The organism is Pseudomonas sp. D3, assembly GCF_029320995.1.
GTDB lineage: Bacteria > Pseudomonadota > Gammaproteobacteria > Pseudomonadales > Pseudomonadaceae > Aquipseudomonas > Aquipseudomonas paraveronii.
Genome location: NZ_CP119772.1, coordinates 3216170 through 3240355 on the forward strand (window position 1 = coordinate 3216170; position 24186 = coordinate 3240355).

A 24186-nucleotide genomic window follows, 5' to 3' on the forward strand; every position below is an offset into this window, starting at 1 on the left:
TGTATTCAGCCCTGTCAGTCGGCAGCCGAAACGCGAAAGCACAAGACTTCAAACGCAAATGCCGGATAATGGCGGCCAATTTGAAGTTCGCTATTTTGGTAATCCCGCATGGAAATTAAGGTTAACTTTCTCGACAATCTTCGACTTGAAGCCAAGTTCGATGACTTCACGGTGATCGCCGATCAACCGATTCGCTATAAAGGCGATGGGTCGGCGCCGGGGCCATTCGATTACTTCCTGGCTTCGTCGGCATTGTGTGCGGCGTACTTTGTGAAGCTGTACTGCCAGACGCGCAATATCCCCACGGAAAACATCCGGCTGTCGCAGAACAACATTGTCGATCCAGAAAATCGCTACAACCAGATTTTCAAGATCCAGGTGGAACTGCCTGCGGATATCTCCGACAAGGATCGCCAAGGCATCCTGCGCTCCATCGACCGTTGCACCGTGAAGAAAGTGGTGCAGGCCGGGCCTGAGTTCGTGATCGAAGAGGTGGAAAACCTCGACGCCGATGCCCAGGCGCTGTTGATGCCCAACGCCACTTCTGAGGCCGGCACCTACATCGTGGGCAAGGACCTGCCGCTGGAGCAGACCATCGCCAACATGTCCGGCATCCTGGCCGGCCTGGGCATGAAGATCGAGATCGCCTCGTGGCGCAATATCGTGCCGAACGTGTGGTCGCTGCATATCCGCGATGCCCATTCGCCCATGTGCTTCACCAACGGCAAGGGCGCGACCAAGGAAAGCGCGCTGGCCTCGGCGTTGGGCGAGTTCATCGAGCGTCTCAACTGCAACTTCTTCTATAACGATCAGTTTTGGGGCGAAGAACTGGCCAACGCGCCGTTCGTGCATTACCCGGACGAGCGCTGGTTTCAGCCTGGGCCCAAGGATGAGCTGCCGACGGAAATCCTCGATGCTTATTGCCTGAAAATCTACAACCGCGATGGCGAGTTGCGCGGCTCGCACCTGTTCGACACCAACTCCGGCAATGAAGAGCGCGGGATTGTCGCGCTGCCGTTTGTGCGCCAGTCGGACGGCGAGGTGGTGTATTTCCCGTCCAACCTGATCGAAAACCTGTACCTGAGCAACGGCATGAGCGCCGGCAACACCCTGGCCGAAGCCCAGGTGCAGTGCCTGTCGGAGATCTTCGAGCGGGCGGTCAAGCGCGAAATCATCGAAGGCGAATTCGCCCTGCCGGATGTGCCGACTGAAGTATTGGCCAAGTACCCGGGTATTCTGGCCGGTATCCAGGGGCTGGAAGCCCAGGGCTTCCCGGCGCTGGTCAAGGATGCCTCGCTGGGCGGTGAATTCCCGGTGATGTGCGTGACCTTGATGAACCCGCGTACCGGTGGTGTGTTTGCCTCGTTTGGCGCGCACCCGAGCCTGGAAGTGGCGCTGGAACGCAGCCTCACTGAACTGCTGCAAGGCCGCAGTTTCGAAGGCCTCAACGACCTGCCGCAGCCGACCTTCGAAGGCCACGCGGTGACCGAACCGAATAACTTCGTCGAGCACTTTATCGACTCCAGCGGTGTGGTCTCGTGGCGCTTCTTCAGTGCCCAATCGGATTACGAATTCGTCGAGTGGGACTTCTCCGGCCAGGGCGAAAACTCCAACGCCGAAGAAGCCGCGACACTGTTCGGCATTCTCGAAAACATGGGCAAGGAATCGTACATGGCGGTGTATGAGCACCTGGGCGCCACCGCCTGCCGCATCCTGGTGCCGGACTACTCGGAAATCTATCCGGTGGACGACCTGATCTGGGACAACACCAACAAAGCCCTGTTTTTCCGCGCCGATATCCTCAACCTGCATCGCCTGGATGACGCTGAACTCAAGGCCCTGGCCGAACGCCTGGTGGAAAGCGAACTGGACGATTACACCGACATCGCCACCTTGATCGGCATCGAGTTCGACGACAACACCGCCTGGGGCCAACTGACCATCCTGGAATTGAAGCTGCTGATCTACCTCGCCCTGCAACAATATGAGGACGCGAAGGAAGCGGTGGAAATGTTCCTGCAGTACAACGACAACACCGTTGAGCGCGGCCTGTTCTATCAGGCGGTGAACGCGGTGTTGGAGATGGAACTGGATGAAGACCTGGAACTGGCGGACTACGAGGCCAACTTCCGGCGGATGTTTGGTCACGAGCGGATGGATGCGGTGATCGGTTCGGTCAATGGCAGCGTGCGCTTTTATGGGCTGACGCCGACCAGCATGAAGCTGGAAGGGCTGGATCGGCATCTGCGCTTGATCGAGAGCTACAAGAAGCTGCATAGCGCGCGGGCCAACGTCACGTCAGCCTGACCCACCGCTATCGGGGGCAAGCCCCCTCCCACATTAGGATGTCATTGGCGGACTACGAGGCGTCTCCAAAAACCAGGGCGAGCATCACGTCAGTCTGACGCCGTATCCAGTGTGGGAGGGGCGGTGCGACGATTCGACTTGCCCCCGATAGCAATCTGTCAGTCGCTGAATCAGGAGACTGACCCACCGCTATGAGGAGCAAGCCGCCCCTCCCTCATTAGATATATGCCAAGGCTTGCGCCAGGTCTGCGCGCAAGTCCTCCACATCTTCAACCCCCACCGACAACCGCACCAACCCATCGCCGATGCCCAACTGCGCCCGCGTCGCCGCCGGGATGCTGGCATGGGTCATGATCGCCGGGTGTTCGATCAGGCTTTCCACGCCGCCGAGGCTTTCGGCCAGGGCGAAGAGCTTGACGTGCTCCAGGAAACGCCTGGCGCCGGCCAGGTCGCAGTTCAATGCGACTGAAATCATCCCGCCAAACCCGTGCATCTGCCGACGAGCCAGGACGTGTTGGGGGTGGGAGACCAGGCCTGGGTAGTACACCCGCGCCACTTGCGGTTGGTGTTCGAGCCAGGTCGCGAGGTCCAGCGCATTGCTGCAATGGCGCTCCATGCGCAGGGCCAGGGTTTTCACGCCGCGCAGGGTCAGGAAGGCGTCGAACGGCCCGGCGATGGCGCCGACCGAGTTCTGCAGGAAGCCCAGGCGCTCGGCCAGTTCGGGGTTGTCGCCGACAATCGCGATACCACCGATCACGTCGGAGTGGCCATTGAGGTATTTGGTCGTGGAATGCACCACGATGTCGCAGCCCAGCTCCAGCGGACGCTGAATCCACGGGCTGGCGAAGGTGTTGTCCGCCACGCAGAGGATGCCGCGGGCGCGGCAGATGCGGGCGATGGCGCTGAGGTCGGTCAGGCTCAGCAGTGGGTTGCTGGGCGTCTCGACCCAGACCATGCGCGTGTCGTCCTGCAACGCCGCTTCAAACGCCTGCACATCGCTCAAGTCGACAAAACTGAAACGGTGCCCGGCGCTGCGCTGGCGTACCTTGTGGAACAGGCGGAAGGTGCCGCCATACAGATCGTTGCCGGAGACCACATGGCTGCCGGCATCCAGCAACTCCAGCACGCTGGAAATCGCCGCCAGCCCCGAGGCAAAGGCAAACGCCTGGCGGCCGCCTTCCAGGTCGGCTACGCAGCGCTCCAGGGCGAACCGAGTGGGGTTGTGGGAACGGCCATAGTCGAAGCCCTTGTGTACGCCGGGGCTGTCTTGCAGGTAGGTGGAGTTCGCATAAATCGGCGGCATCAGCGCGCCGGTGGTCGGGTCGGGTGCTTGCCCGGCGTGGATCACGCGGGTGGCAAACGCGTTTTTATCGGGCTGACTCATGCAAGGGATCTCCGTAGGTGATTGAGCAGGTCGACACGGGTGATCAGGCCATGGAAGCCCGACGCGTCGGCGATGATGGCGACCAGGCCGCGATCCAGCTCCGCCTGCAACTCGGCGAGGCTGGCGCTGGGGGCGAGGGTGTGTACGGTCTCGGTCATGGCGCTGGCGACGATCATGGAAAAGTCCGCAGCGTCGTGGTGCAGGCCCAGCAGGATGTCGGACTCGTCAATCACCCCCACCAGTGCCTGGCCGTTCACCAGCACCGGCAGTTGCGAAACATCGGCCAGGCGCATGCGCTGGAAGGCGGTGAGCAGGGTGTCATCGGGGCTGACGCTGATCACGCGGCCGTCTTCGAAGCGCCGCGCGATCACGTCACGCAGGTTGCACTTCGGCGCCCAAGGCCTTGAGGTGCAGCACCTTTTCGGTGGACATCTTGTCGGGCACCACCAGCACCACCCGGTAGCCTTTCGCTCGGCCCACCAGCGCCAGGCCCAGCCCGGTGTTGCCGGCGGTGGCTTCGACAATCGTGCCGCCGGCGCGCAGGCGGCCGTCGCGTTCGGCGGCGTCGATCATCGCCAGGCCGATGCGATCCTTGATCGAGCCGCCGGGGTTTTGCGATTCGAGTTTGAGAAACAGCGTGCAGGGGCCGGTATCGAAGCGGCTGATCCGCACGAGCGGGGTGTTGCCGATCAGTTCAAGCACGGCGGGGCGGGCAAGCGTGGGCATGTCGTCACCTGGGTGTAGGGTGGGGGGACAGCAAACGGCAGAGCATGGTTTGGACCATAGGCTGCTATCGCACGGGTCGCAACCGGGCGGTCGGCCGGCTGTCTTTTTTTGGCGCATGGGCGAATAGGCGGTGCGCCATCCGTGGGCAGTCTTACCGCGCGGCCTGGGCGCGAACCCGCGTAGTCGTTGGGCGTGCGCCGCTGGCCTGGGGTTTGCTAGAAACAAATCCAAACTTGGATACAAGATGGAGTCTCTTATGCAGACCGTTATCGGCTGGACCCTCGGCGAATGGCATGACGCCTATCGCAGCGGGACGCTCACCCCGGACATCGTGCTGACCCTGGCCGCGCAATACGCCGCTGACGACAACGCCTGGATCGTCCGTGCGCGCCCTGAACAACTGACGGCGCAGTTGGCGCAATTGAGCGAGCGGCTGGCGGCGCTCGGTGGCGACATCGCCAAGCTGCCGTTGTACGGCGTGCCGTTTGCGATCAAGGACAACATCGACGCGGCCGGCTGGGAGACCACGGCGGCGTGTCCGGAATTTGCCTACGCCCCGGCGTCGGATGCGAGCGTCGTCGCCAGGCTGCGTGCGGCCGGTGCGATTCTGATGGGCAAGACCAACCTCGATCAGTTCGCCACCGGCCTGGTGGGCACCCGCTCGCCCTATGGCGCGGTGGCCAACAGCTTCAATCCGGCGTATGTCAGCGGCGGTTCCAGCTCTGGTTCCGCCTCGGTGGTCGCCCGGGGTTTGGTGGCGTTCTCCCTGGGCACCGACACCGCAGGCTCGGGTCGGGTGCCGGCGGGGTTCAACAATATCGTCGGGTTAAAACCCAGCAAAGGCCGCCTGTCCAATACCGGCCTGGTGCCCGCGTGCCGCACGGTGGATTGCATCTCGGTGTTTGCGCTCACCGTGGAGGACGCCGAATCCGTGGCGCAAGTGGCCGAAGGCTACGACGCCAGCGACGCCTATTCCCGCGCCAACCCGCATACCGCGCCTGTGGCGGTGGGCAGCGCGATCAAGCTCGCCATTCCGGCGACCCTGGAGTTCTTCGGCGATGCCCAGAACCAGGCGGTATTCGAGCAGGCTGTCGAGCGCTTCAAAGCGTTGGGTGCGCTGATCACCCCGGTGGATTTCAGCCCGTTCAAGGCCCTGGCGGACCAGTTGTATTTTGGCCCGTGGGTCGCCGAGCGCACCGTCGCCCTGCAACGCATGCTTGAACAGCAGCCGGATGCGATCAACCCGGTGGTGCGCGGCATCGTCGAAAACGGGCTTAAGTACAGCGCCTGCGATGCCTACAAAGCCGAATACCTGCGGGCCGAGCTGAGCCGGCGCATCAATGACACGCTGGCAGGGTTCGATGCCTTACTGGTGCCGACCTCGCCGACGATTCGCACCCAGGCCGAGATGGCCGTGGAGCCCGTGCGCTACAACTCGCAGTTCGGCTACTACACCAACTTCACCAACCTGGCGGACCTGTGTGCGCTGGCGCTGCCCGCCGGCTTGCGCGCCGATGGTTTGCCCTGCGGCATTACCTTGTTGGCGCCGGCCTGGCATGACACGGCACTGGCCCACTTGGGCAAGCGCTGGCAAGCGGGCCTCGGCCTGCCGCTGGGCGCCACCGCGCGCGCGTTACCCGCGCCAGCCGCGCCAGCACCCGCGCCCGGCAGCGTGCGCGTGGCGGTGGTTGGCGCGCACCTGAGCGGCATGCCGCTGAACTTTCAACTGACCACGCGCAATGCGGTGTTGGTCGAACAAACACTGACCGGCGACAGCTATCGACTGTACGCGCTGCCGGGCACCGTGCCGCCGAAACCGGGGCTGGCCAAGGCGGACAGCGGCCGCTCGATCATCATCGAGCTGTGGGATATGCCCATCGCACGCTTTGGCGAGTTCGTCGCCGAAATCCCCGCGCCCCTGGGCATCGGCACCCTGAGCCTGGCGGACGGGCGCAGCGTCAAAGGTTTTATCTGCGAGCCCTGGGCCCTGGCCGACGCCCTCGATATCACCGAATTCGGCGGCTGGCGCGCCTTTATCGCGAGCCGGGGCTAAGCATGCCGGGTTCAACGCTGAAAAAAACCAGGGAGCGCCCCGACAGCTTGGCCGAACGGATCTATGCGCAGCTCAAGGCGGATATCTTCGACTTTCGCCTGCTGCCGGGGGACCGCTTCAGCGAAGGCGAAGTGGCCGAGCGCATGAACGTCAGCCGTACCCCGGTGCGTCAGGCGCTCTATCGTCTTGAGAAGGAAGGCTATCTGGAGGTGTACTTTCGCAGTGGCTGGCAGGTGAAACCGTTCGACTTCAGCTACTTCGAAGAGCTGTATGACGTGCGGATCATTCTGGAACTGGCGGCGGTCAGCCACTTATGCCGGATGGATGCGCCGAGCCATCCGCTGTTGCAAGGGTTGCAAGCGATCTGGCAGCTGGAGGAGGGCGCACGCCAGCAGGACACCCAGGTGGTGTCCGAGCTGGACGAGCGCTTTCACTGCGCCCTGGTAGAGGCCACCGGCAACCGCGAAATGGCGCGCATGCACTACGCCATTACGGAAAAAATCCGCATCATCCGTCGGCTCGACTTTACCCAGGCATCGCGGATCGCTGCGACCTACGAAGAGCACGGGCAGATACTCGACGCGATCCTGCAACGGTGCGGTGAGCAGGCGCAGCAGCTGCTCACGCGGCATATCGAACTGAGCAAGCAGCAGGTGCGCAAGATCACGTTGCACCGGTTGCAGGTGGCGCGGGGCACTCAGTCAGCCGGCTTCACAGCAACGCTTGCAGACGGCTGACGGTGGCGTCGCCGGCCCGCTGCATCGGCGCGCGCAATTCACTCCCGATCAATCCCTGCAGGGCCAACGCCGCCTTAACCGGTGCCGGGTTAGGCTCCATAAACAGCGTATTGATCAGCGCCAGCAACTGAAAAAACGTCTGCCGCGCCTCGCTCAACTGGTTATCCCGCACCTGCTGCCACAGCGCCACGAACTGCTCGGTGTGTACATGTGCCGACGCCGCGATCGCCCCACTGGCGCCAAGGCACAACGCGTTAAAGATCTGGATATCCTCGCCACACAGCACATCCACCGTACCACTGGCCAACAGCGCCAGGGTATTGCCCAGGTTGCCGCCACAGTCCTTGACCGCCACGATGCGCGGATGGGCGACGATGTTCAGCAGCGTGGCCTGTTCAAAGCTCGCGCCGGTGCGATAGGGAATGTCATAGAGAATGATCGGCACACTGGAGGCGTCGGCCACCGTCCGGAAGAATGCTTCAAGGCCGCTCTGGGACGGGCGGATATAGCTGGGCGCCGGCACCAACAGCCCGGCCACCGGGCGTTTGAGGATTTCGCCCTGGAACTGCAACAGCTCAATTTGGTTATATCCCGCCAGGCCCATCACCACGCGGTGCGCCGGCACCCATTGCAACACCGCATCCAGCACGGCCAGTTGTTCCTGACGGCTCAACGCCGCGGCTTCGCCCGTGGTGGTGCAAACCATAATCCCGGCCACGTGCTGTTTCAGCAGATGCTCGACCAACCGGCGCAAGCCGATAAAGTCGATGGCTCCGTCATGAAACGGCGTGACCACGGGAACCCAGATACCTTGAAACGCTGACATGCACTCTCTCCTGATGATTGCCCGATTGAGTCACCGTCAGAAGGGCAGAGGGAATTGTGCAAGGGCAGGGTGTCCGTCGCGCTCAATGTCCTGTCAGCTCATCTGACGGGACAGCGCGCCCCGGTCACATGAGCGACTGTTTCTTCGATTTGAGGGCGCGCGCAACGCAACGTTGCGCCTTGGCGATCAAGCCAATGACGGAAAGGTTAACGGAAGACGTTGCAAGCATGAGCTGACACACCCTGAATGAGGCGTCCATCTTTAGGGGATGTGAGTAAATGTGTCAAGCCCTGCGCAGGCATCCGTTCGCTTCGTCGCCCGGCGGAAACAGAGATGATCTGTTGCCTCATCTGAGATGCGACGCAAGCGGTCACCCCGCGCTCGCTGATCCAGCGCATTCGCCACTAAGCTGGCGCTCCTATTACGGCATGGAAATCTTGTACTCGGCGAGCTTCGCCTTGTGCTCCTCCTGCAGGTACTTCTTGTTGACGATCTGCGAGAACTTCATGAAGTCGGCCTTTGCGTCGTCCCTGTCTCCCAAATGGTCATACGCGATCCCCCGCGCATAATAGGCCCAGGCATAGTCCGGCTGACGCTGGAGGCCGGTACTGAATGCTTCAGCGGCCTCTCGGTACTGACCCATGTCTGTCAGCGCGAGGCCCAAATGATAGTAGGTCGGCATGTGGACGCCGGAACCCTTCCCAGCTTCTCCCATCCCGTTGTCAAGGTTGTACTGCACGAGTTCAAGGGCTTTTTTCGGGTTGCCAGCGTCGCGATACATGGCGCTCAGGTCCAGGTTGGCGCGCGGATCAGGCTTGACCTCCAGTTGCATGGATTTTTCCTTGGCGGTCACGGCTTCGGGAAAGTGCTTGAGGTTGCTGTAGGCGTCGGCCTGCACCGCGTAAATCAAACTTTGCAGCGAGGCGGGCAGCGTATTTTTCTGCAGGCATAGATCACCTTCCTGCAGCACCAGAGGGTAGTTTTCGGCTCTGGACGCGTTGAACTGATTAGTGCAGTGGACAAGGTTGGCTTTTTGCGGGTTCTGCATCCCTGCGCAACCTGTGAGGATGACGGCGCAGACGATCAGTGCCGGCCAGCGAGTAGTCATGATAAGCATCCTTGTCAGTCGAGCAGATGAGCGTTGAGGTCAGGGCGATAGACCTGCAACAACGGCGCGGTCACGGTGCCTTGTAGCGAACAGAACACGGTGGTGTGTCCCGCGAGCGGCGGTGTCGAGTCGCCCGTGTCGACGATCAGCACGCGGTCTACGAACCCAAACGGCGTGGCGACGCCGGGGCCGGTCAGTCCTTCGGTGCGCCATTGGCCGATAGGGTCACCGACGCGGCGAATTTCGGCGCGGGTAATGGCTTTGCCTTGACTAACAAAGCGTGCGTTATCAACGATCAGCGGCTTGAGTTTTGCGGCCACCTCTTGCGGCGAGCCATCGGCTACAAAACCCCAGAACAGAAAATTGCCGACGTTCTTGATGGTTTCGGCCTGGTTGTAATAGCCGACCATACGCACACCGTTAACGATCAGGGGCGTTTCGAAGTGTTGGTAAGTGCCACCTTCCTGCAGCGGACTCATGATGCTCGGTGCCTTGACCGAGCCGTAGTCACTCAGGCGCAAGGTACCTGCAGGCAGGCGGGCATCGCGTAGGCTCTCGAAGAAATGCGCATTGCAACGAGAGAACTCAGTCAGCAGTTGTTCCGGCGTGGTAACCGTCTGGGCTTGGGCCGTGCACACGGCGCCGACGGCGAGCAAAGCAACGCCGGAAAAAAGAAAGCGGAACATTAAAATCATCCGTGAAATGGGAACAAAGGCTGTCGGCTGATGAGTCGGGAACTTTAGCAATACGGGCCTGTGGGAGAAGGCTGGCATCTCTTTTTGGTTGAAAGCGGTTGTGGGTAGAGCGTGAGCTCGTGGCCGATTTCTGCTTCTGACGAAGGGCTGCAATCGGCCCAGAGTGTGCAAAAACGTTTCGCCAAAATTGAAGTGTCCGCGTCTACGTTAAATCTGAAATATATCGGCACGTCTGCAGATGTGGATTTCGCGTAGAAACGTGATTTCCAGTCCGGTTTTGAGCACCTGACGCGCTCAAAAACGTTTTTACACAGCCTCGGCCAAAAGCTGCCGCTCACCTGAGATAAATTTTGAACGTCCCAACGCCTGGAATGAGCCCCTCGTAGCCGCAAAACAAAGCCTGTTAACATGCCTCTCAACGCGTCGCACATTGACCTATCCGAAGAAAATCTTTAAGCGCCGCCTGATAGAGCGCCAATGGCTGATTGTCCGTATTGAATAGTGCAAACGGTATCATCGTGAGATGTGAAAACGACGTGGAGTTTATCGAGTAGGTTTTCTGCCTGCAAAAGCGCTGATCCTTAATCAATATAAAGTCAAACTTGAAAAGGTTTGTCCGCGTACACCAACTGGGGATCAAACCCAGACTCAGGCCCGTCAAGTAATCTTGTCCGCAAGCGCCGCCAGATGAGAACTCCGAGATCTTTATTTCTAATGCCGGCAGGGTCGGGGCGGCAAGGCTGGAGCCCGTATCCTGTACATCGGGAATAACTTTGAGTGTCGCTGCGTATGCGTCCTTGCCGAAGCGACTGTCTTTCCATGGGGAGTTTATTGCGTAACTGAAGCTGGAGATGATTTCTTTTGTTTCGGGCTCAGCGGGTTCGTTGATTGTCGGCTGGGACGAATAAGATGTGCAGCCGGAACAGAGTATCGCAATGCTGACAAACACAAACCCGTTGGCTATTATGCGACGCATACTCAGTTTTCCCTAACTATCAATTAGCCAACATTCCTGTCACTTAATGCCGTATAGCATTTTTTCTACACGCCGGATTGCTGAATCAGAATAACAGGGCAGACTGTACGCGTGACACATCGGGAGAGAGAAAAGGCCGCCGCCATGCTTTTTTTGCCCCAATCCAATCCAATGCGAACCCGCGAACTTTGAAGGCAAACGCCTGCCCAAACCCCGTCATTACCAAGGTTGCGCCACTAACAGGGAGAAAATAATGAAGCAGGACGCCAGCAAGCGCTCATCAATTCATACCGGCTTGGGCACTGTCATCGCACGCCTGGGGCTGTTGCTCATCGTGCCGTTGGCTGTCGGGGGCTGCACCTTCAAGAAAACCGATGTCCAGAACCCGGCCGAGATGGCCAAGTACGACCCCGCCAGTACGGCGCGCATCCGCCTGATCAGCGGGCAAGGGGCATACGCAGGTTTCGTATCCGGCCAAAGTTGCGAGCAGTATTTCAACGACACTTACAGAAAAGCGCTGGCCGCCCGCGAGCGGCCGCAAGGATGGAATCCTTCGCGTATCGAGCCCAGCGGTCAGAGCACGGATATCTTCGGCATGTGGCCTTCCGACTACCAAAACAATGTCATCGGCATGCCGACCTCCCCGGTCAGCGCGAAGATCGATGAGACGCGCAGGTACTTCGATGAACGTGTGGTCCCGGCCGGGCAGCCGCTGATCGTGTTTGTGGCGTTCGTCACGTCCGGGTCCAGTTGCTCTTCAGCGCCCGTGAGTTTCGTGCCACGCGCAGGCGCCGACTATGAAGTCCGGCAGGCATTCCAGTCGCAAACATTCCAGACAACGTGCCGCAATGAGGTGGTTGAGTTGAAAGCCGGCGAGGAAAAACCGATGTCCCCGAATTACTGCATCCAGGACTCGTCGGGCGATTATCACACCCGCAGCGTTACCCCTGTCAGCCAGGCCGGGCTATAGGATGGCTGCTGTTTGTGCAGCCACTTTCGCGCTGGCCCTTTTGCGCTGAAAAAAGGGCGTTATCAGCCAGCCTAGCTACGCCGAAGCGACGACTGGCGTGTGAGGGCTCCTAGAGAGGGACCTTGGAGAATGAGACAACGAAGCCCCCAGCCCCATCAACAAATTCCGAAAATGGCACATAGCTAGCCTGTCCCGAATGTCTGCTTCTGGCCCAGAGTGTGTAAAAACGATTTTCGGCGATATAGGCATCTAAAAACGACCCGAAAATCGCGTCTCTATGCAAAATCTGTATCTGCTCACTTGCCGATAAATTTCAGATTTAACGTAAAAGCGCGCACTTCAATTTTGGCAAAGCGTTTTTACACAGCCTGGGCCGGTAGTAGCCTGTCATGAAGCGCTGCTATCGGCCGTTCTCTGCCGGTCGTGTCTCCACTAATCTTGCTGGTCAAAAATGGTGCACATGATTGGTTAAGTCGAACGCAAATGGGGGGGCATATGCAACGCTAATGGGTGGTCAGGTAGGGTGCAATTCCCCACTAGAGCGTGGGCAGCCGGTCCAACGCACAATTGCGCTCCATTTTCGGCTCATCGGCCGTGGGGACGCGCGCGCCCGAATCGACATTGAATATGTCAATGTAACAACCGCTCAGCGCGCCCGGGCTGTCGACAATTCCTCCTTTGATTATGTAACGTGCGCCCGGCGCAAATTCGCTGACAAACGCTATGTTGCACGAGCGATTGGCATTGGCCGCGCCGCGCATCACCAAGTGCAGCGGCTTGCCGGCTTCAATCGGAAAAAAACCCTCCGGCGTCGATACATTCTTATAAACGGAAACCAGCTGCCCTCCCGGCGCAGTCGCCACGGTTCTGCCGTATTTGCAGCCGATGGGAGGCGCCTCGACCAGAGACACGCTGTTTCGATGATTCTCCATCGACACCAATTCGCTGCGGATAAGCGCGTGAGGCGCCCCGGCAGGCACAAGGTATTTCGGCGCTGGGGCGCAGCCTGCAAGCAGCAGAATTGAACACAGGTAAAGAGGCTTCATAATTTCCATATTAATGTCGGTAGAGGGCGGCATTAACTAGCCTGATGAATCAGAATGGGTCAAGTAATAAGTGAGAAGAATAGGCGTCAAACCAAGTTTGAAATAAAGGTGAATCGCCCCTGGTTTATTAGATTGGCGGAATGGCCGATATCTGCCTGTGCTAACAGCTCTGGGTCGATTTCTGCCGGTCACAATAGCCCAGGGCGGGCAAGAAGCAGTCGTTCGTCTTTTCCTCAAGGGCCGGTGCTACGACCGCGGCCCTCTTGTCTTTCCTCCAAGCCCCGCGCTACCCTCGCCACTGCTAAACACCGTTCGCAAAAGGAATTGCTGCAAGGGTGTCTAACCGTTTTTACTTCCGCTCTCCTCGTAAACACTGCACGCCAGAGCGGCAGCGCACGTTCGCCCAAAAATGTTATGCACCCGTTGATGTCTATTTATCGTTAGGCATTTTTATCCGACCTACGCGGGATCCATGTGAAGAAAGCAAAAGCGATTACCAAAAAGAAATCATCCGGCCGGGGCTTTGAGATGTCCTCGTTTTGTGGGTGGGATGGAGAGATTTTAGTTCTGAACATACTTGGAACGCCGAGCGCTAAAAAGGATGCCATCGGCAAGGCGAAAGGAAGTCAACTCAAGATTAGCGTCACCGCCGCACCCGTAGCAGGCAGGGCGACTGACCACATGGTTAAGTTTCTCGCCCGAGAGTTTGACGTCTCGGTTTCTGACATCACGGTGGTGTTCGGTCGTTTTAATTTGAGCAAGCAAATGCGTATAAGGGCGCCCGGCAGCTTACCTGCCGTAGTGGCCAAGGCCCTGTCAGACGCAGAAAACACCTGACCATTGGCTACGGGCGCGATCAGCAAGCACTACGTTGGAACCGCTGGAGGCGGTCGACACCTGGGTCGGTCGGCTCCAGCCGCGAGACTTCCCTCGATTCGCCGAAAATTTCACCGGCGCGTTCAATTCGCTGAAGGCCTCCTGCAAGGCATTCGACTCAGCGCTGTCGGCCACCGCTCTCGACTTGGCCGGCAAAAAATACGGCTTCACCGTCGAGGCCGATGGCCGCCTGAAAGTGCTGGATTCGGCCAGCCGGCTCAGCAGCTCGGATACCCAGCGGCTGACGGATTTGCTCAATCAATCCCCTGTCCTGAAAGCCTACCGCAATGCCTCCATCGACACGGTGGACGCCGATTCGGTCTGGTCGGGCCTGGGCTATTACAGCCTGACCAACGAAAATTTCGCCAAGACCATTGATCTGGCGCCTCTACTCAGGGATTTCGACCCGTCGGATATCAAGGGGCCAAGGCCAATCAACTGGCCTACAAAGGCGAGCGGGCGACGTAAGAAACGGAAGTGGCGATGTATGAGCGGCGTGCAGCGCAGCGGTTCAGTACGCAGGGCTGATCCACTTTGCGTTGTAAGAAATGATGGCGTGCAGGCGGCAGTAGATACGCAAAACCACTACATGGGCTTCTGGTCGATCAGGCTATGGAGTGCTGGTTTGCATCGCTACAAAAAAAAGCCCCCCCACACCGGGCTAAAGTGTAGGGGCCTTTTGAACATAAGCGGTGTTATTCGCATTCCGCGTTCAACCTATCTGTCGTCAACGACCGTAATTGACCCATTGCTATCTTTCTAGGAAAAAAGCTGACAGTTAAAAACTGAGTGTCGGAAGCGTCCAGAAATCCGCGGCTATTCAGTGAATAGCACGCCGATGATCAGAGGAACTCTGTGCTGTTGATTTAAATGGACCTGCAGCCGCGACGCGCTATGTTTCGAGGACTTCTCGCGCCTGATGTTCAACTCGATTGCGCCCCCGTTTTTTTGCGCGATACAGAAGACTGTCGGCCTTTTCCACCAAATCAGTCGAGACAATTACGCCATCTTGATGGTTGGAAGCGACACCTGCGCTGATGGTGACAATGCCTGCTGTACTGCCTCGGTGTTCAATTTTAGCAGCCTCTATTGTTGACCGCACTTCCTCGGCGATCTTTAGTGCACCTGCCAGTTCCGTCTCTGGAAGCAGGATTACAAACTCTTCCCCACCATACCGGGCAGCGAGGTCCGCTGGACGATTTATATTTTTATTTAATAACTCTGCGATGTGCCTTAAACATTCGTCGCCGAGAACATGGCCATAATGGTCATTGTACTGTTTAAACCAATCTATATCGATAACGATGAGCGCTACGCTATTTCCAGTGCGGCATGCTCTCGACCACTCGTGTGCCAATCTAACGTCGAAACACCTGCGGTTAGGCAACCCCGTGAGGCTATCTGTTTTAGCAATGTGCTCTAAATCACGATGTGCAAGACGCAGTTCTTCTTCGGCAACCAACAAACGTTGAATTTGTCGGTAAAAGAGAAAGCCTAGGCTGGTCAGCACCAAAATTATAAGCCCCACCATAACTGATGCGTGATAGACGTAAGTCCACCATGTTGCAAATACCGAATCTAACGATAATCCGGCTGCAGCCACGATCGGAAGGCCGCGTATGCGGCTGTATGCGTAGACGCGTTCTATCCCGTCCACGACGGACGTCAGGGTTGCTGTTCCCTCGTCGCTGTGTATTAAATATCGACTAAACAGCTCTCCCTTTGCGATATTAGTCGTCATTAGCGCGTCAATCATTGGTCGTCGTGCCAGCAAATTACCGTTATTCAGTGCAAGCAGTATCACCCCTTGTTTGTCTACGTCTAAACGCTCAAAGAAACTTTGAAAGTATGCGACGGGCAACGTCGCCAAAACCACGCCGCTGAAGCGGCCATCGGGGTATTGAGTGCGACGGCTGACAGGGATGATCATGTCGCCGGTAGTGCGGCTAAAAATCACCTCGCCTATATGGATGGCTGTGCCCGGATGGTTCCTGTGGTAGATAAAATAAGAACGATCGCTATTGTTTTTTGCGACTGTCTCTGAGGAGAACGAATTAACAACCCAGTCGCCATTCTCGTCGTAAATGAACAACCCTTGAATTCCGTCAGTTGCCTCAACGTTGTTGGCCATTACGTTGGATAAACGAACTCTCTGTTCGTTGCTAAGTTTGTCATTTTCAACGCGCTCTGCAAGGTTGCTGAGAATGCTTTCAGCCTGACGCAAGGTATCTTGAGCCTGCTGCTCGGAGGCCCGAACAATGTTGCGGACAGCAATTTTGGCATTCGTCAATCGTTCGTCCGCCGACTGCTTTAACTGCCAAGCAATTGCGGACACCAGCATGACACAGACCAAAAAGATGAATGCTACCAAGCCCACAGAAAGAGCTTTGGGTGTTAATCGACCCGACACGAGCGTTATGGTTTTCATTGAGCTCATCATAGCGTTGAAGTACTGAACCTTCCTGTGAATTTTCTACAATTCACCAGCTTCAGGTTGGGCGTATCCACAGCGATCAGAATACCGAGTCAATATGGGCTTAATAAGCACAACATTCACGTTATAAATCTACATAAGATCGGCGTTATGCAAATACTGTATGGCGCAGCCGGGGAGGGGACTAGGATCGGCGGCTGGATTAAATTCACCCTGCACACCCAGTGAAAGGCTCAACATTTCACACCAAAATAGAGCGCCAGTCCCATGAGGCCATTTTTTCGGAAGCGAAAAACCACAAACCCAAGACTTTCTCTCGGAAAATCATGGGTTTGCGTTTTAATGATTTGGCGGTGAAGAAGAGATTCGAACCCGCATCACTTTAGACGCAAACCGCATCCCATTCAGCGCCCACGCAAGGACTGCTTTTGGCGGATTTGTGCCTGTCGCCAGCGGCGGCGGCCGACCGAGGCTGTGTAAAAACGTTTTCGAACGCCACAGGCACTCAAAACCGGACTAAAAATCGCGCATCTGAGCGAAATCCACATCTGCTGACGTGCCGATAAATTTCAGATTTAACGTAGACGCGCGCACTTCAATTTTTACGAAGCGTTTTTACACACTCTGGGCCGAAAGCAGTCCGTCAGAATAATTCATAGTGCGCATCATCAGGATTACCCGCCGCCACCAAAACTCCTGACGCGCCAGCGCCCATATTCCCACCTTGGCCGTAACCGATTCGTCCTGCATCTGCGGGTCGGCCGCCACAGCTGAATCGCCAGATACAACAGATGCGCCGCCCCGACGATCTTGATCGCGTAGAACAACAACTCCGACGTTTGCAGCACTACCGCCAACGCGTCGGAGGGGTGGGCGGTCATGCCGGAGAAGGCAAGCAGGCTGGGAAGGTCGAGGATAAAGGCGCTTGAGGGGGTAAGATAATCCGAGCCCTAAAGCTTGACCCATCGCCGTCGATAACCTCTATGAACCAATCAATCATGGACCGATGAAATGGTGCTTACCGTCAGCGCTACCTATATCCCGCCCGCCAATACCAGCCTTACGCCCTCTGACCCGATACTCGTGGCCAAGCCTCTGACGGATGTCGCGAAGGACGTCTTGGCCAGCGCCGGCCCTGCAGCCGTCTACCATCCCAGCAAAGACGTTGAATCTATGGAATCGCCGGAGGCTATCGATACCTGGGTCGGTCGGTCCGCATCGCGAGCGCTTCCTCGGTTCGTCGAGATCGCCAAAGGCGCGCAAAGCGCGCTGAAAGCCACGTTCAATACGTTCCAGTCAACGCTGGCAGCGACTTATCCGGATTTAGCCGGCAAGAAATATGGCTTTACGGTGGAGGCCGATGGCGCGCTGAAGGTGCTCAATCAGGCCGGCGAGCTCAGCAGTTCGCAGACTCAGCGGCTGACCCTGCTGCTGAATCAATCCAAGGATCTGAAAGCCGCCGCCATTACGTTCCGCGACGCATCTATCGACATGGTCGATGCCGATTCGCCGTGGTCCGGTAACTACATGGGCCGCTACAGCCTGACCCAGGAGAACTTCGCCGCCACGCTTGATCTGGTGCCATTGTTCAACAGCCCTGGCTCGGTGCCTGCCCAGGAGTACGTGGCCGGGCTGTTTTTTAGCCAGATGGAGTACAAAGGCGAACTGGCGACGCGCGAGACGGAAACCGCGATGCGTGAGCGCCGCGTTGCGCAGGGGCTTGCATCGCTCTACTAATGGGGCGTGTCCTCCTCTCTCAGCGCACGGATGAAGCCTGCGTTCGTGCGTCTTCTGCGCCAACCTGAAGATCGAAAACGGCTACCCGAGCCGGTAGCCGTGGGCGCCGCAACCGTCAGAAACTGTACTTCGCCGTCACGCCAAAGCTGCGCGGGTTGCCGTAGGTGTCGGTGGAGCCCCAGGTGGGGCTGGCGCCGATCGCCGAGTAGTAGGTGCGGTCGAAGATGTTGTTCGCGTTCACTTGCAGGTCCAGGTGCTTGTTCACTTGGTAACCGGCCATCAAATCCGCTACCGCATAGCTGCCTTGCTCCAGGCGATAGTAGCTGCCGTTGGTGAGGGCGATGTCGTTGTACATGCGGCTTTGCCAGTAGACGTTGCCACCGATGCGCAGTTTTTCCAGCGGGCCCTGGAAGCGGTAGGACGTGGTGAGTTTGAACAGGCGCTCCGGGGTATCGGTGTCGAAGCGCTGGTTGTCGTTGGCGGGGTTGCTGTCCTTGATGAAATGCGCGCGGGTGTAGGTGAAGCCGCCGCCGACTTGCCAGTTCTCGGTGAGGGCGCCTTGCAGTTCCAGGTCGATACCCTGGCTGCGCACCAGGCCGGCTGCGCCATAGCAGGTGAGCACCGGGCAACCGGCCTGGGTGGCGGCGGTGGTGGCGCGGTTTTTCTGGTCGACCTGGAACACCGCCAGACTGGCGTTGAGCGCGCCGTTGAAGTATTCGCCCTTGATGCCCACTTCGTAATTTTCGCCCACGATCGGCTCCAGCACCTTGCCTGAGAGGTCTTTTTCGCTTTGTGGGGTGAAGATGTCGGTGTAGCTGGCATAGACCGAGTGGTGCTCGTCGAGGTCGTAGATCACCCCGGCATAGCGCGTCAGGTTGCGCGTGACTTTGTAGTCGCCGTCTTGGCTTTGGCGGTCGTCGTAGTCGTACCAGTCCAGGCGCGCACCGAGGATGACCTTGAGCGGGTCGGCCAGGTTCAGGCGTGTGGTCAGGTAGACGCCGTCCTGGGTGGTGAGGCTGTGGGTTTTGCCGTTGCGCTGGAAGTCGGGTTTGGCGCCGTTGAGCGGGTAATTGGTGTCGTAAGGGCTGTATTCCTTGGAGGTGGCGTCGTAAACGCGTTTGCTGGTGCCGACCACCACTTCGTGGGTGCGGCCGAAGGCCTCGACCGGGCCGCTGGCGAAGGTATCGAACGCGTATTGTTTGTTGTCCTGGTGCGATTGGTAGGCGGTGCGCGCCAGCTCGGTTTGGTAGCGCGACTGGTAACTGCCGGTGAACACGCCGTCCAATTGCGACGCGGAGCCGGAGACGTTGAGTTTCCAGCCATTGTCGAAGCGGTGCTCGACGTCGCCGAACACCGTGTTGATCGCAAGCTCCTTGTTTTCCCAGTCGCTGCCGGGGTTGGTGGAGCGGGGCAGGTTCAGGTGATGGCCGTCTGTGCCGATGGGCAGGCCGCCCCAGAAGAAGTTGGTCTGGTCTTCCTGTCGGGAGAAGCCGAGGGTGGCGGTGGTGTCTTCGCTCAGGTCGGCTTCGCTGATGGCGTAGAACAGGCCGTGGTCGCTGGTTTCGTTGTCGCGGAAGCTGTTGGCGTCGCGGTACGAGCCGACCACACGGCCGCGCAGGGTACCGCTGTCGTTCAAGGCGCTGGATGCATCGAGTTCCATGCGGTAGTCATCCCAACTGCCGGCGGCGCCGGTGATTGACACCTGCGGCGTAGCGGTTGGGCGCTTGCGCACAAAGTTGATCGCTGCCGACGGGTTGCCGGCGCCGGTGACCAGGCCGGTGGCGCCGCGAATCACTTCGACCCGGTCGAACATCGCCAGGTTGGGCTGCACGCTGTTGGCGTAGCCCGAGTAGGCGCTGGGCAGGCCGTCGAACATCATGTTGTCGATGTCGAAGCCGCGCGAGCTGTAGGTCTGACGGCCCGGGCCTTCAGCCTGGCTGAGGAACAGGCCGGGCGTGTTCTTGACCACATCGTTGACACTGGTCATGGCCTGGTCGTCCATGCGCTGGCGGGTGATCACGGTCACGGCCTGCGGGGTTTCGCGCATGGTCAACGGCAACTTGGTGGCCGTCGCCATGGCGCCGGTGGTGTAAGACTGTGTGCCTTCGGTGGTCTCGCCGAGTTGCTCGCCGCTGATCTCGGTGGCGCCCAGTTCAAGCGGTGCCGGTGCTTTTTCGGTGTCTGCCGCCAGCGTTGTCTGGGTGCCGCTGAGGCAGAGCGCCAATGCCAGTAGACTGGGTGAAAAACGCGTGCCGACAGGTTGTTGAACGAACATGAATCTGAGCCTCCCCGAGCGCCTTTTATGGCGAATGATAAGCGAATCGATAACTATTCGTATCAGTGTGGCAGATTGAATCCGGCCAAAAAAGGCTTTGGGGGGAATTACTTAACAAGATTTTCACATTTTACTGGGTGGCAGTTTGCCGCCAGCGCGCGAAATCATCCGAAGTTGCCGCTGTTGCGTGAGGCCGCAACCGCCAGCGGGCTGGCGGTCAAGCCGACGCTATTGCGTGGCGATACGGTGAAAAAAGGAGCCTTTAGAATGACTGCCGGTCAGTTAAGGGATAAAGCGGTAACCGGTAGCCCGTGGCGAGGGCGCTTGCTCCCGTTGGACTGCGTAGCAGTGCCCTCTGTTGGGGCCGCTTCGCGTCCCAGCGGGAGCAAGCGCCCTTGCCACAGTGACCGTGTTCTTCTTTATTAGCCGTCAGAATTCCATTCGCAGGCCCACGGTGCCTTGTCGGCTGTTGAGCATCTGGCTATCCAGGTTGCGGTTATAGCCGACTTCGCTGTACAGGCTGACGCCCTTGGCCACCTCCAGCGTGGCACCCAGACTCAGGCCCAGGGAGGTGGACTTCTGTTCGGTGTCGATGTCCGTCACTCCGTTAAAGGTGACGGTGTTCTGCCCGGCGCCGGTATGCCAGATGTTGGCCCGCGCGTAGGGCTGGAACGGCAGGCCGCGCAGCTGATAGTCGCCCCGCAGGCGTATGCCCAGGCGCGTGGTGACGCTGGTGTCGGCGTTGTAGGCTACGTCGGAGATGCCGTCGTTTTGACTGTCCAGCTTGGTCCGGCTCACGATCAATTGAGCCTGGGGTTCAGCCACCCAATCGGTCGTCATCTGCAACGGCCAGCCGACCTCGGCGGAAGCGGCGACGTTGTGCCCGCGAGTCTTCATCTTCACCCCTCGGTCCGATTCGTTGTTGCCATCGAAGCGGGTGCCCATGAGCACCAGATCGAGGTAGGCCTGGTTGGCGCCGATCAGCGTCCAGTACACGCCCAGGCTGTCACCGCGCAGGGTGGTGTTGCCGGCGGCCTTGTCCTGCCAGCCGCCGTTGAAGCCCTTGACGTCGCCTTTCAAGCGGCTGTGGCCAACGAAGAAACCGGCCCGCTGCACGCCACCGTTGTCGGTGGTGCTCGCATACACATCCGTACCGATCTGGAACGCGGACATCGAACTGTTCAGCCTAGGGCTCACCGTGCCGGCGAAACTCTGGCGGCTGCTGTTGCCATAAATACGCCCCCAACCGGCAGGAAACGTGCCGGTCTGCTGTTGCTGGCTCTGATCGCCCATGCGTTCGTGATAGGTGCCCAGCATGGCCTGGACGATTTGTTGCGCAGCGGGAAACAATACCGCGTAGATCGGCACTTCCGGGCGGTAGATCGGGATCGGCGTGATGCCCGGATTGGTGGGCAGTTCAGGCGTGCCTACCACCGGTTCGGGCAACGGCGTCACCGGGCCTGGCAGCGGCGTCACCGGCACCGATGAGCGCAGGTAGTAGTTTTCACCCGAGCCCGCTTTGTCGCCGCCTTTGAACAGGTAGTACTCGAAGGCGCCTGCGGATACCTGGTTTGCCAGGGTGAAGTGGGTGCCGCCGCCGCTGGCACCGTTGATTGCCCGGACTACCTGGATACCGTCCTGCACGGTTTCGGCACCCGGCCCTGCAAGATTGCTCACGCTGATGGGGGTGGTGCCGCTGATCGTGCCCGTGCTGATCACCAGCAAATCGCTGGGTGAACCGTCGCTGCCCAGTACACTTTGTAGCGCGAGCCCGCCGCCGTTGCCGTTGTAATTACCGTTCACCGTCAGGCTGTCGGTGGCACTGGTACTGCCGGTGGTCATGTCGATCAGGCCGCCGTTGTTCAAGGTGACTGATTGGCCGGCGGTGAAGGGGTTGAGTGAACCGGTGGTGACGGTCAATTTGCTGGACCCGTCGAGGGTCATGCTGCCGGTGCCGGTTTCGTTGTCGCCCAGTGTGAAAGCGCCGCCGAGTTTGAGGTCCGAGCCATTCACCAGCAGCACCTGCTCCCAGCTTGTGTAGCGCGACGGGACGTCGGTCTGCGTGTGGTCGAACGTGAGTGTGTCGTTGCCCAGGCCGCCATCCACCAGCGGGTTGGAGGACAGCAGCGTTTCGTTGAGGTTTGTCAGCAGGGCGGTGTCGTTGCCGGCACCCATGACGATCAAACCGTTGATCTTGCCGCCATCGTGCCAGATCAACTGGTCGTCACCGAAGCTGGCGAGGATCTGCCCGTTGACCACTCCGCCGCTGACTTCAATCACATCATTGCCACCGCTGGTACTGATGTTGCCGCCGATGTAACTGGTGCCCGAGACCAGAATATGGTCTTTGCCGAACCCGGTGACCAGGTTGCCCAGGATGGTGCCGCCTTGCATGTCGAACACATTGTCATCGAGCTTCATGTCGACCCGGCCGATGGTGCCTCCCGTCATCGTGGCGTGGTCGCCATCTTCAAAGGCTGCCTTGATGGTACCGCCGCTCATGTTGAAGGTGTCCAGGCCATCGCCTTGGGCCAGGGACGCGATGGTGCCGCCGCTCATGGCAAAACTGTCGATGCCAGCGCCTTGGCTGATCGCACCCGCCTGCCCGCCGGTTATCTGCACCACATCCGCGCCGGCGCCTTGGGTGACCGAGCCGGTAACGGTGCCCTGGTTCAGCCGGAAAATATTCGCGCCGTCGCCTTGGTTCAGTGAACCGTTGAGCGCTGCCGTCGGCCCATTCACGTCCACCAGGTCGTTACCCGCCCCGAAGGTGACATTGCCGTTGATCGCGCCGCTGCCGCTGATATTCAGGGTGTTGTTGCCGCCGGTGTCGGTAAAGCCCGGCGCCGAGGCACTGTCGCACGTGGAGATGTCGTCGCCGGCGGTGTTGTTGACCGTGCATGCGCCATACGAGGCGAGTGGCCATGCCATCACGGCAATGATTGAGCTGATACCCAGGCACAACAGGGAAGATATCGATGTGCGCATGACCCGTCCTCGTTCGAAGCAAGCATCGCCCGGCACCTGGGCAAGCAGGCGCGGTTCGGACCATGGCAACAACGAACGCGATACGGATCAGGGACTGCCGGTTACCCCATTCTGAAAACATCGGCCAATGCAAAGGGTTGGCATGGCTTTCTCGATTGCACCTTAGTCGCACATCCAAGGCGCCGCTACTGTCAGAAATAACAGGTGTAGACGAGTTTGGACCTAGACAAACACTATCTCATAAGGCTCGCGCATCCGCTCCAGCAGCCCCTGGGCGAGCATCGGCGCGAGCCCGATCTCTGGGTCTCCGGCCAGTTGGCTGGCATAGGCATGGGCCGCGTGCAGTTTGCGCGCTACGCCCCAGGTATCGAGGCGTACCTTGCGTGCTCGCTGCCAGGGGATCATCGAACCTTCCCGTGCCGTCCAATGCCAGGCCCAGATCGGCAGCTCATACAGACGCGCTCCGGTCAGGCTGCACGCCTTTGCGCTGGCACGGCCGACGGCGTCGTGGTCATCGTTGCCGTCGTTGCGCCAGGTGGTGAAGACCACATCGCCGGGCTGCAGGTAGCGCGCAATGAGTTGGCTCACGGGGTGTTCACTGGCGGCCAGTGCGTCATCGCGAAACCCGCCGCGAATCCACTTCAGGCTGTGCAGTGGCATGCCCAACCGGCGCAGCGCTTCGACGCTTTCCTGCGGCCGCACCACGCTCAAGCGGCTCGCCGGCCAGACATTCGAGCCGGGATGGCTGGCGCTGCCGTCGGTGATGGAGATCAACAGGATCGGGTGTTCAAGGGTGCTGAGCCGTTGCAGCAAACCGCCACAGGCCAACACTTCATCGCCCGGGTGGGGCGCGATGATGACCACCCGCGCGCCCGCGGGAACCAGCGAGTGGGGAGAAATAGCGGGAATTTGTGCCAACTGTGGGGCACTGTTCCAGATTTGCGCTGGGCCGCGGCGGCCTTCGCTCAGGGAGGCGGGCTTCATGGGAGTCACGTCCTTGTCAGTTGATGCTGGGTCGTGGCCCGTTGACGGGACGACGCTTTTTTAT

At 59.2% G+C, this 24186-nt stretch carries 17 protein-coding genes and 2 pseudogenes; 7 read left to right on the top strand and 12 right to left on the bottom strand.

Annotation, left to right across the window (positions count from 1 at the left end):
- Positions 1-108: 108 nt before the first annotated feature.
- Positions 109-2307 (top strand): OsmC domain/YcaO domain-containing protein, encoded by a 2199-nt coding sequence (locus P3S72_RS14680; protein ID WP_276192805.1) that lies wholly within the window; start codon positions 109-111, stop codon positions 2305-2307.
- Between the two features lie 217 nt (positions 2308-2524).
- On the opposite strand, the gene P3S72_RS14685 is transcribed toward P3S72_RS14680, so the two are convergent.
- Entirely contained in the window at positions 2525-3691 is a 1167-nt protein-coding gene (locus P3S72_RS14685) for a cystathionine gamma-synthase (protein WP_276192806.1), read from the bottom strand.
- Positions 3688-4417: pseudogene (locus P3S72_RS14690) on the bottom strand (pyridoxal-phosphate dependent enzyme). The gene P3S72_RS14685 and the pseudogene P3S72_RS14690 overlap by 4 nt, the downstream one beginning before the upstream one ends.
- Before the next feature lie 256 nt (positions 4418-4673).
- Between P3S72_RS14690 and atzF the strand changes: the two are divergent.
- On the top strand, positions 4674-6470 hold the full coding sequence (gene atzF, locus P3S72_RS14695) for an allophanate hydrolase (protein WP_276192807.1): 1797 nt from the start codon (positions 4674-4676) through the stop codon (positions 6468-6470).
- Between the two features lie 2 nt (positions 6471-6472).
- Entirely contained in the window at positions 6473-7207 is a 735-nt protein-coding gene (locus tag P3S72_RS14700) for a GntR family transcriptional regulator (RefSeq protein ID WP_276192808.1), read from the top strand.
- Here P3S72_RS14700 and dapA read toward each other — a convergent pair.
- The 4 genes from dapA to P3S72_RS14720 all read right to left on the bottom strand — a co-directional run bounded on the left by dapA (position 7182) and on the right by P3S72_RS14720 (position 10812).
- On the bottom strand, positions 7182-8033 hold the full coding sequence (gene dapA / locus P3S72_RS14705) for a 4-hydroxy-tetrahydrodipicolinate synthase (protein ID WP_276192809.1): 852 nt from the start codon (positions 8031-8033) through the stop codon (positions 7182-7184). The genes P3S72_RS14700 and dapA overlap by 26 nt on opposite strands.
- A 421-nt stretch (positions 8034-8454) precedes the next feature.
- On the bottom strand, positions 8455-9141 hold the full coding sequence (locus P3S72_RS14710; RefSeq protein WP_276192810.1) for a tetratricopeptide repeat protein: 687 nt from the start codon (positions 9139-9141) through the stop codon (positions 8455-8457).
- Between the two features lie 14 nt (positions 9142-9155).
- On the bottom strand, positions 9156-9827 hold the full coding sequence (locus P3S72_RS14715) for a hypothetical protein (RefSeq protein ID WP_276192811.1): 672 nt from the start codon (positions 9825-9827) through the stop codon (positions 9156-9158).
- Positions 9828-10251: 424 nt separating this feature from the next.
- Positions 10252-10812, bottom strand: coding sequence for a hypothetical protein (locus P3S72_RS14720; RefSeq protein WP_247404013.1), 561 nt, complete (start codon positions 10810-10812; stop codon positions 10252-10254).
- Positions 10813-11065: 253 nt separating this feature from the next.
- Here P3S72_RS14720 and P3S72_RS14725 point away from each other — a divergent pair, with 253 nt between their 5' ends.
- A complete protein-coding gene (locus P3S72_RS14725) occupies positions 11066-11782 on the top strand; it encodes a hypothetical protein (RefSeq protein ID WP_247404016.1) in 717 nt (238 codons plus the stop codon).
- Between the two features lie 536 nt (positions 11783-12318).
- Here the strand turns inward: P3S72_RS14725 and P3S72_RS14730 are convergent.
- Positions 12319-12837, bottom strand: coding sequence for a hypothetical protein (locus tag P3S72_RS14730; protein ID WP_247404017.1), 519 nt, complete (start codon positions 12835-12837; stop codon positions 12319-12321).
- Positions 12838-13302: 465 nt separating this feature from the next.
- Between P3S72_RS14730 and P3S72_RS14735 the strand changes: the two genes are divergently transcribed.
- On the top strand, positions 13303-13665 hold the full coding sequence (locus tag P3S72_RS14735; protein WP_247404021.1) for a DUF167 family protein: 363 nt from the start codon (positions 13303-13305) through the stop codon (positions 13663-13665).
- A gap of 34 nt (positions 13666-13699) precedes the next feature.
- Positions 13700-14467 carry a hypothetical protein gene (locus P3S72_RS14740; protein ID WP_276192812.1) on the top strand — a complete coding sequence of 256 codons (768 nt, stop codon included), beginning with the start codon at positions 13700-13702 and terminating at the stop codon, positions 14465-14467.
- A 129-nt stretch (positions 14468-14596) separates the two neighbouring features.
- Here the strand turns inward: P3S72_RS14740 and P3S72_RS14745 are convergent, their stop codons facing one another.
- Together P3S72_RS14745 and P3S72_RS14750 are read right to left on the bottom strand one after the other, a co-directional pair.
- Entirely contained in the window at positions 14597-16132 is a 1536-nt protein-coding gene (locus tag P3S72_RS14745; protein ID WP_276192813.1) for a sensor domain-containing diguanylate cyclase, read from the bottom strand.
- A gap of 676 nt (positions 16133-16808) precedes the next feature.
- Positions 16809-17037 (bottom strand): annotated as a pseudogene (locus P3S72_RS14750) (LysE family translocator); the annotation flags it as partial.
- A 112-nt stretch (positions 17038-17149) separates the two neighbouring features.
- Here P3S72_RS14750 and P3S72_RS14755 point away from each other — a divergent pair.
- Positions 17150-17875 carry a hypothetical protein gene (locus P3S72_RS14755; RefSeq protein WP_276192814.1) on the top strand — a complete coding sequence of 242 codons (726 nt, stop codon included), beginning with the start codon at positions 17150-17152 and terminating at the stop codon, positions 17873-17875.
- Positions 17876-17990: 115 nt separating this feature from the next.
- Here the strand turns inward: P3S72_RS14755 and P3S72_RS14760 are convergent, their stop codons facing one another.
- The 3 genes from P3S72_RS14760 to P3S72_RS14770 form a co-directional block, all read right to left on the bottom strand.
- Positions 17991-20150 (bottom strand): TonB-dependent siderophore receptor, encoded by a 2160-nt coding sequence (locus P3S72_RS14760; RefSeq protein ID WP_276192815.1) that lies wholly within the window; start codon positions 20148-20150, stop codon positions 17991-17993.
- A 429-nt stretch (positions 20151-20579) separates the two neighbouring features.
- A complete protein-coding gene (locus tag P3S72_RS14765) occupies positions 20580-23138 on the bottom strand; it encodes an autotransporter outer membrane beta-barrel domain-containing protein (protein WP_276192816.1) in 2559 nt (852 codons plus the stop codon).
- Between the two features lie 222 nt (positions 23139-23360).
- Complete coding sequence (locus P3S72_RS14770; protein WP_276192817.1) at positions 23361-24122, bottom strand: PIG-L family deacetylase; 762 nt, start codon at positions 24120-24122, stop codon at positions 23361-23363.
- Positions 24123-24186 lie beyond the last annotated feature (64 nt).

Bases quoted from the DNA above. Each gene is read 5' to 3' on its own strand.
- P3S72_RS14700 (WP_276192808.1), top strand. From the start codon at position 6,473: ATGCCGGGTTCAACGCTGAAAAAAACCAGGGAGCGCCCCGACAGCTTG.
- P3S72_RS14730 (WP_247404017.1), bottom strand. From the start codon at position 12,837: ATGGAAATTATGAAGCCTCTTTACCTGTGTTCAATTCTGCTGCTTGCA.
- P3S72_RS14720 (WP_247404013.1), bottom strand. From the start codon at position 10,812: ATGCGTCGCATAATAGCCAACGGGTTTGTGTTTGTCAGCATTGCGATA.
- P3S72_RS14685 (WP_276192806.1), bottom strand. From the start codon at position 3,691: ATGAGTCAGCCCGATAAAAACGCGTTTGCCACCCGCGTGATCCACGCC.
- atzF (WP_276192807.1), top strand. From the start codon at position 4,674: ATGCAGACCGTTATCGGCTGGACCCTCGGCGAATGGCATGACGCCTAT.
- P3S72_RS14680 (WP_276192805.1), top strand. From the start codon at position 109: ATGGAAATTAAGGTTAACTTTCTCGACAATCTTCGACTTGAAGCCAAG.
- dapA (WP_276192809.1), bottom strand. From the start codon at position 8,033: ATGTCAGCGTTTCAAGGTATCTGGGTTCCCGTGGTCACGCCGTTTCAT.
- P3S72_RS14755 (WP_276192814.1), top strand. From the start codon at position 17,150: ATGGTGCTTACCGTCAGCGCTACCTATATCCCGCCCGCCAATACCAGC.
- P3S72_RS14770 (WP_276192817.1), bottom strand. From the start codon at position 24,122: ATGAAGCCCGCCTCCCTGAGCGAAGGCCGCCGCGGCCCAGCGCAAATC.
- P3S72_RS14760 (WP_276192815.1), bottom strand. From the start codon at position 20,150: ATGTTCGTTCAACAACCTGTCGGCACGCGTTTTTCACCCAGTCTACTG.
- P3S72_RS14715 (WP_276192811.1), bottom strand. From the start codon at position 9,827: ATGTTCCGCTTTCTTTTTTCCGGCGTTGCTTTGCTCGCCGTCGGCGCC.
- P3S72_RS14765 (WP_276192816.1), bottom strand. From the start codon at position 23,138: ATGCGCACATCGATATCTTCCCTGTTGTGCCTGGGTATCAGCTCAATC.
- P3S72_RS14710 (WP_276192810.1), bottom strand. From the start codon at position 9,141: ATGACTACTCGCTGGCCGGCACTGATCGTCTGCGCCGTCATCCTCACA.
- P3S72_RS14725 (WP_247404016.1), top strand. From the start codon at position 11,066: ATGAAGCAGGACGCCAGCAAGCGCTCATCAATTCATACCGGCTTGGGC.
- P3S72_RS14745 (WP_276192813.1), bottom strand. From the start codon at position 16,132: ATGAAAACCATAACGCTCGTGTCGGGTCGATTAACACCCAAAGCTCTT.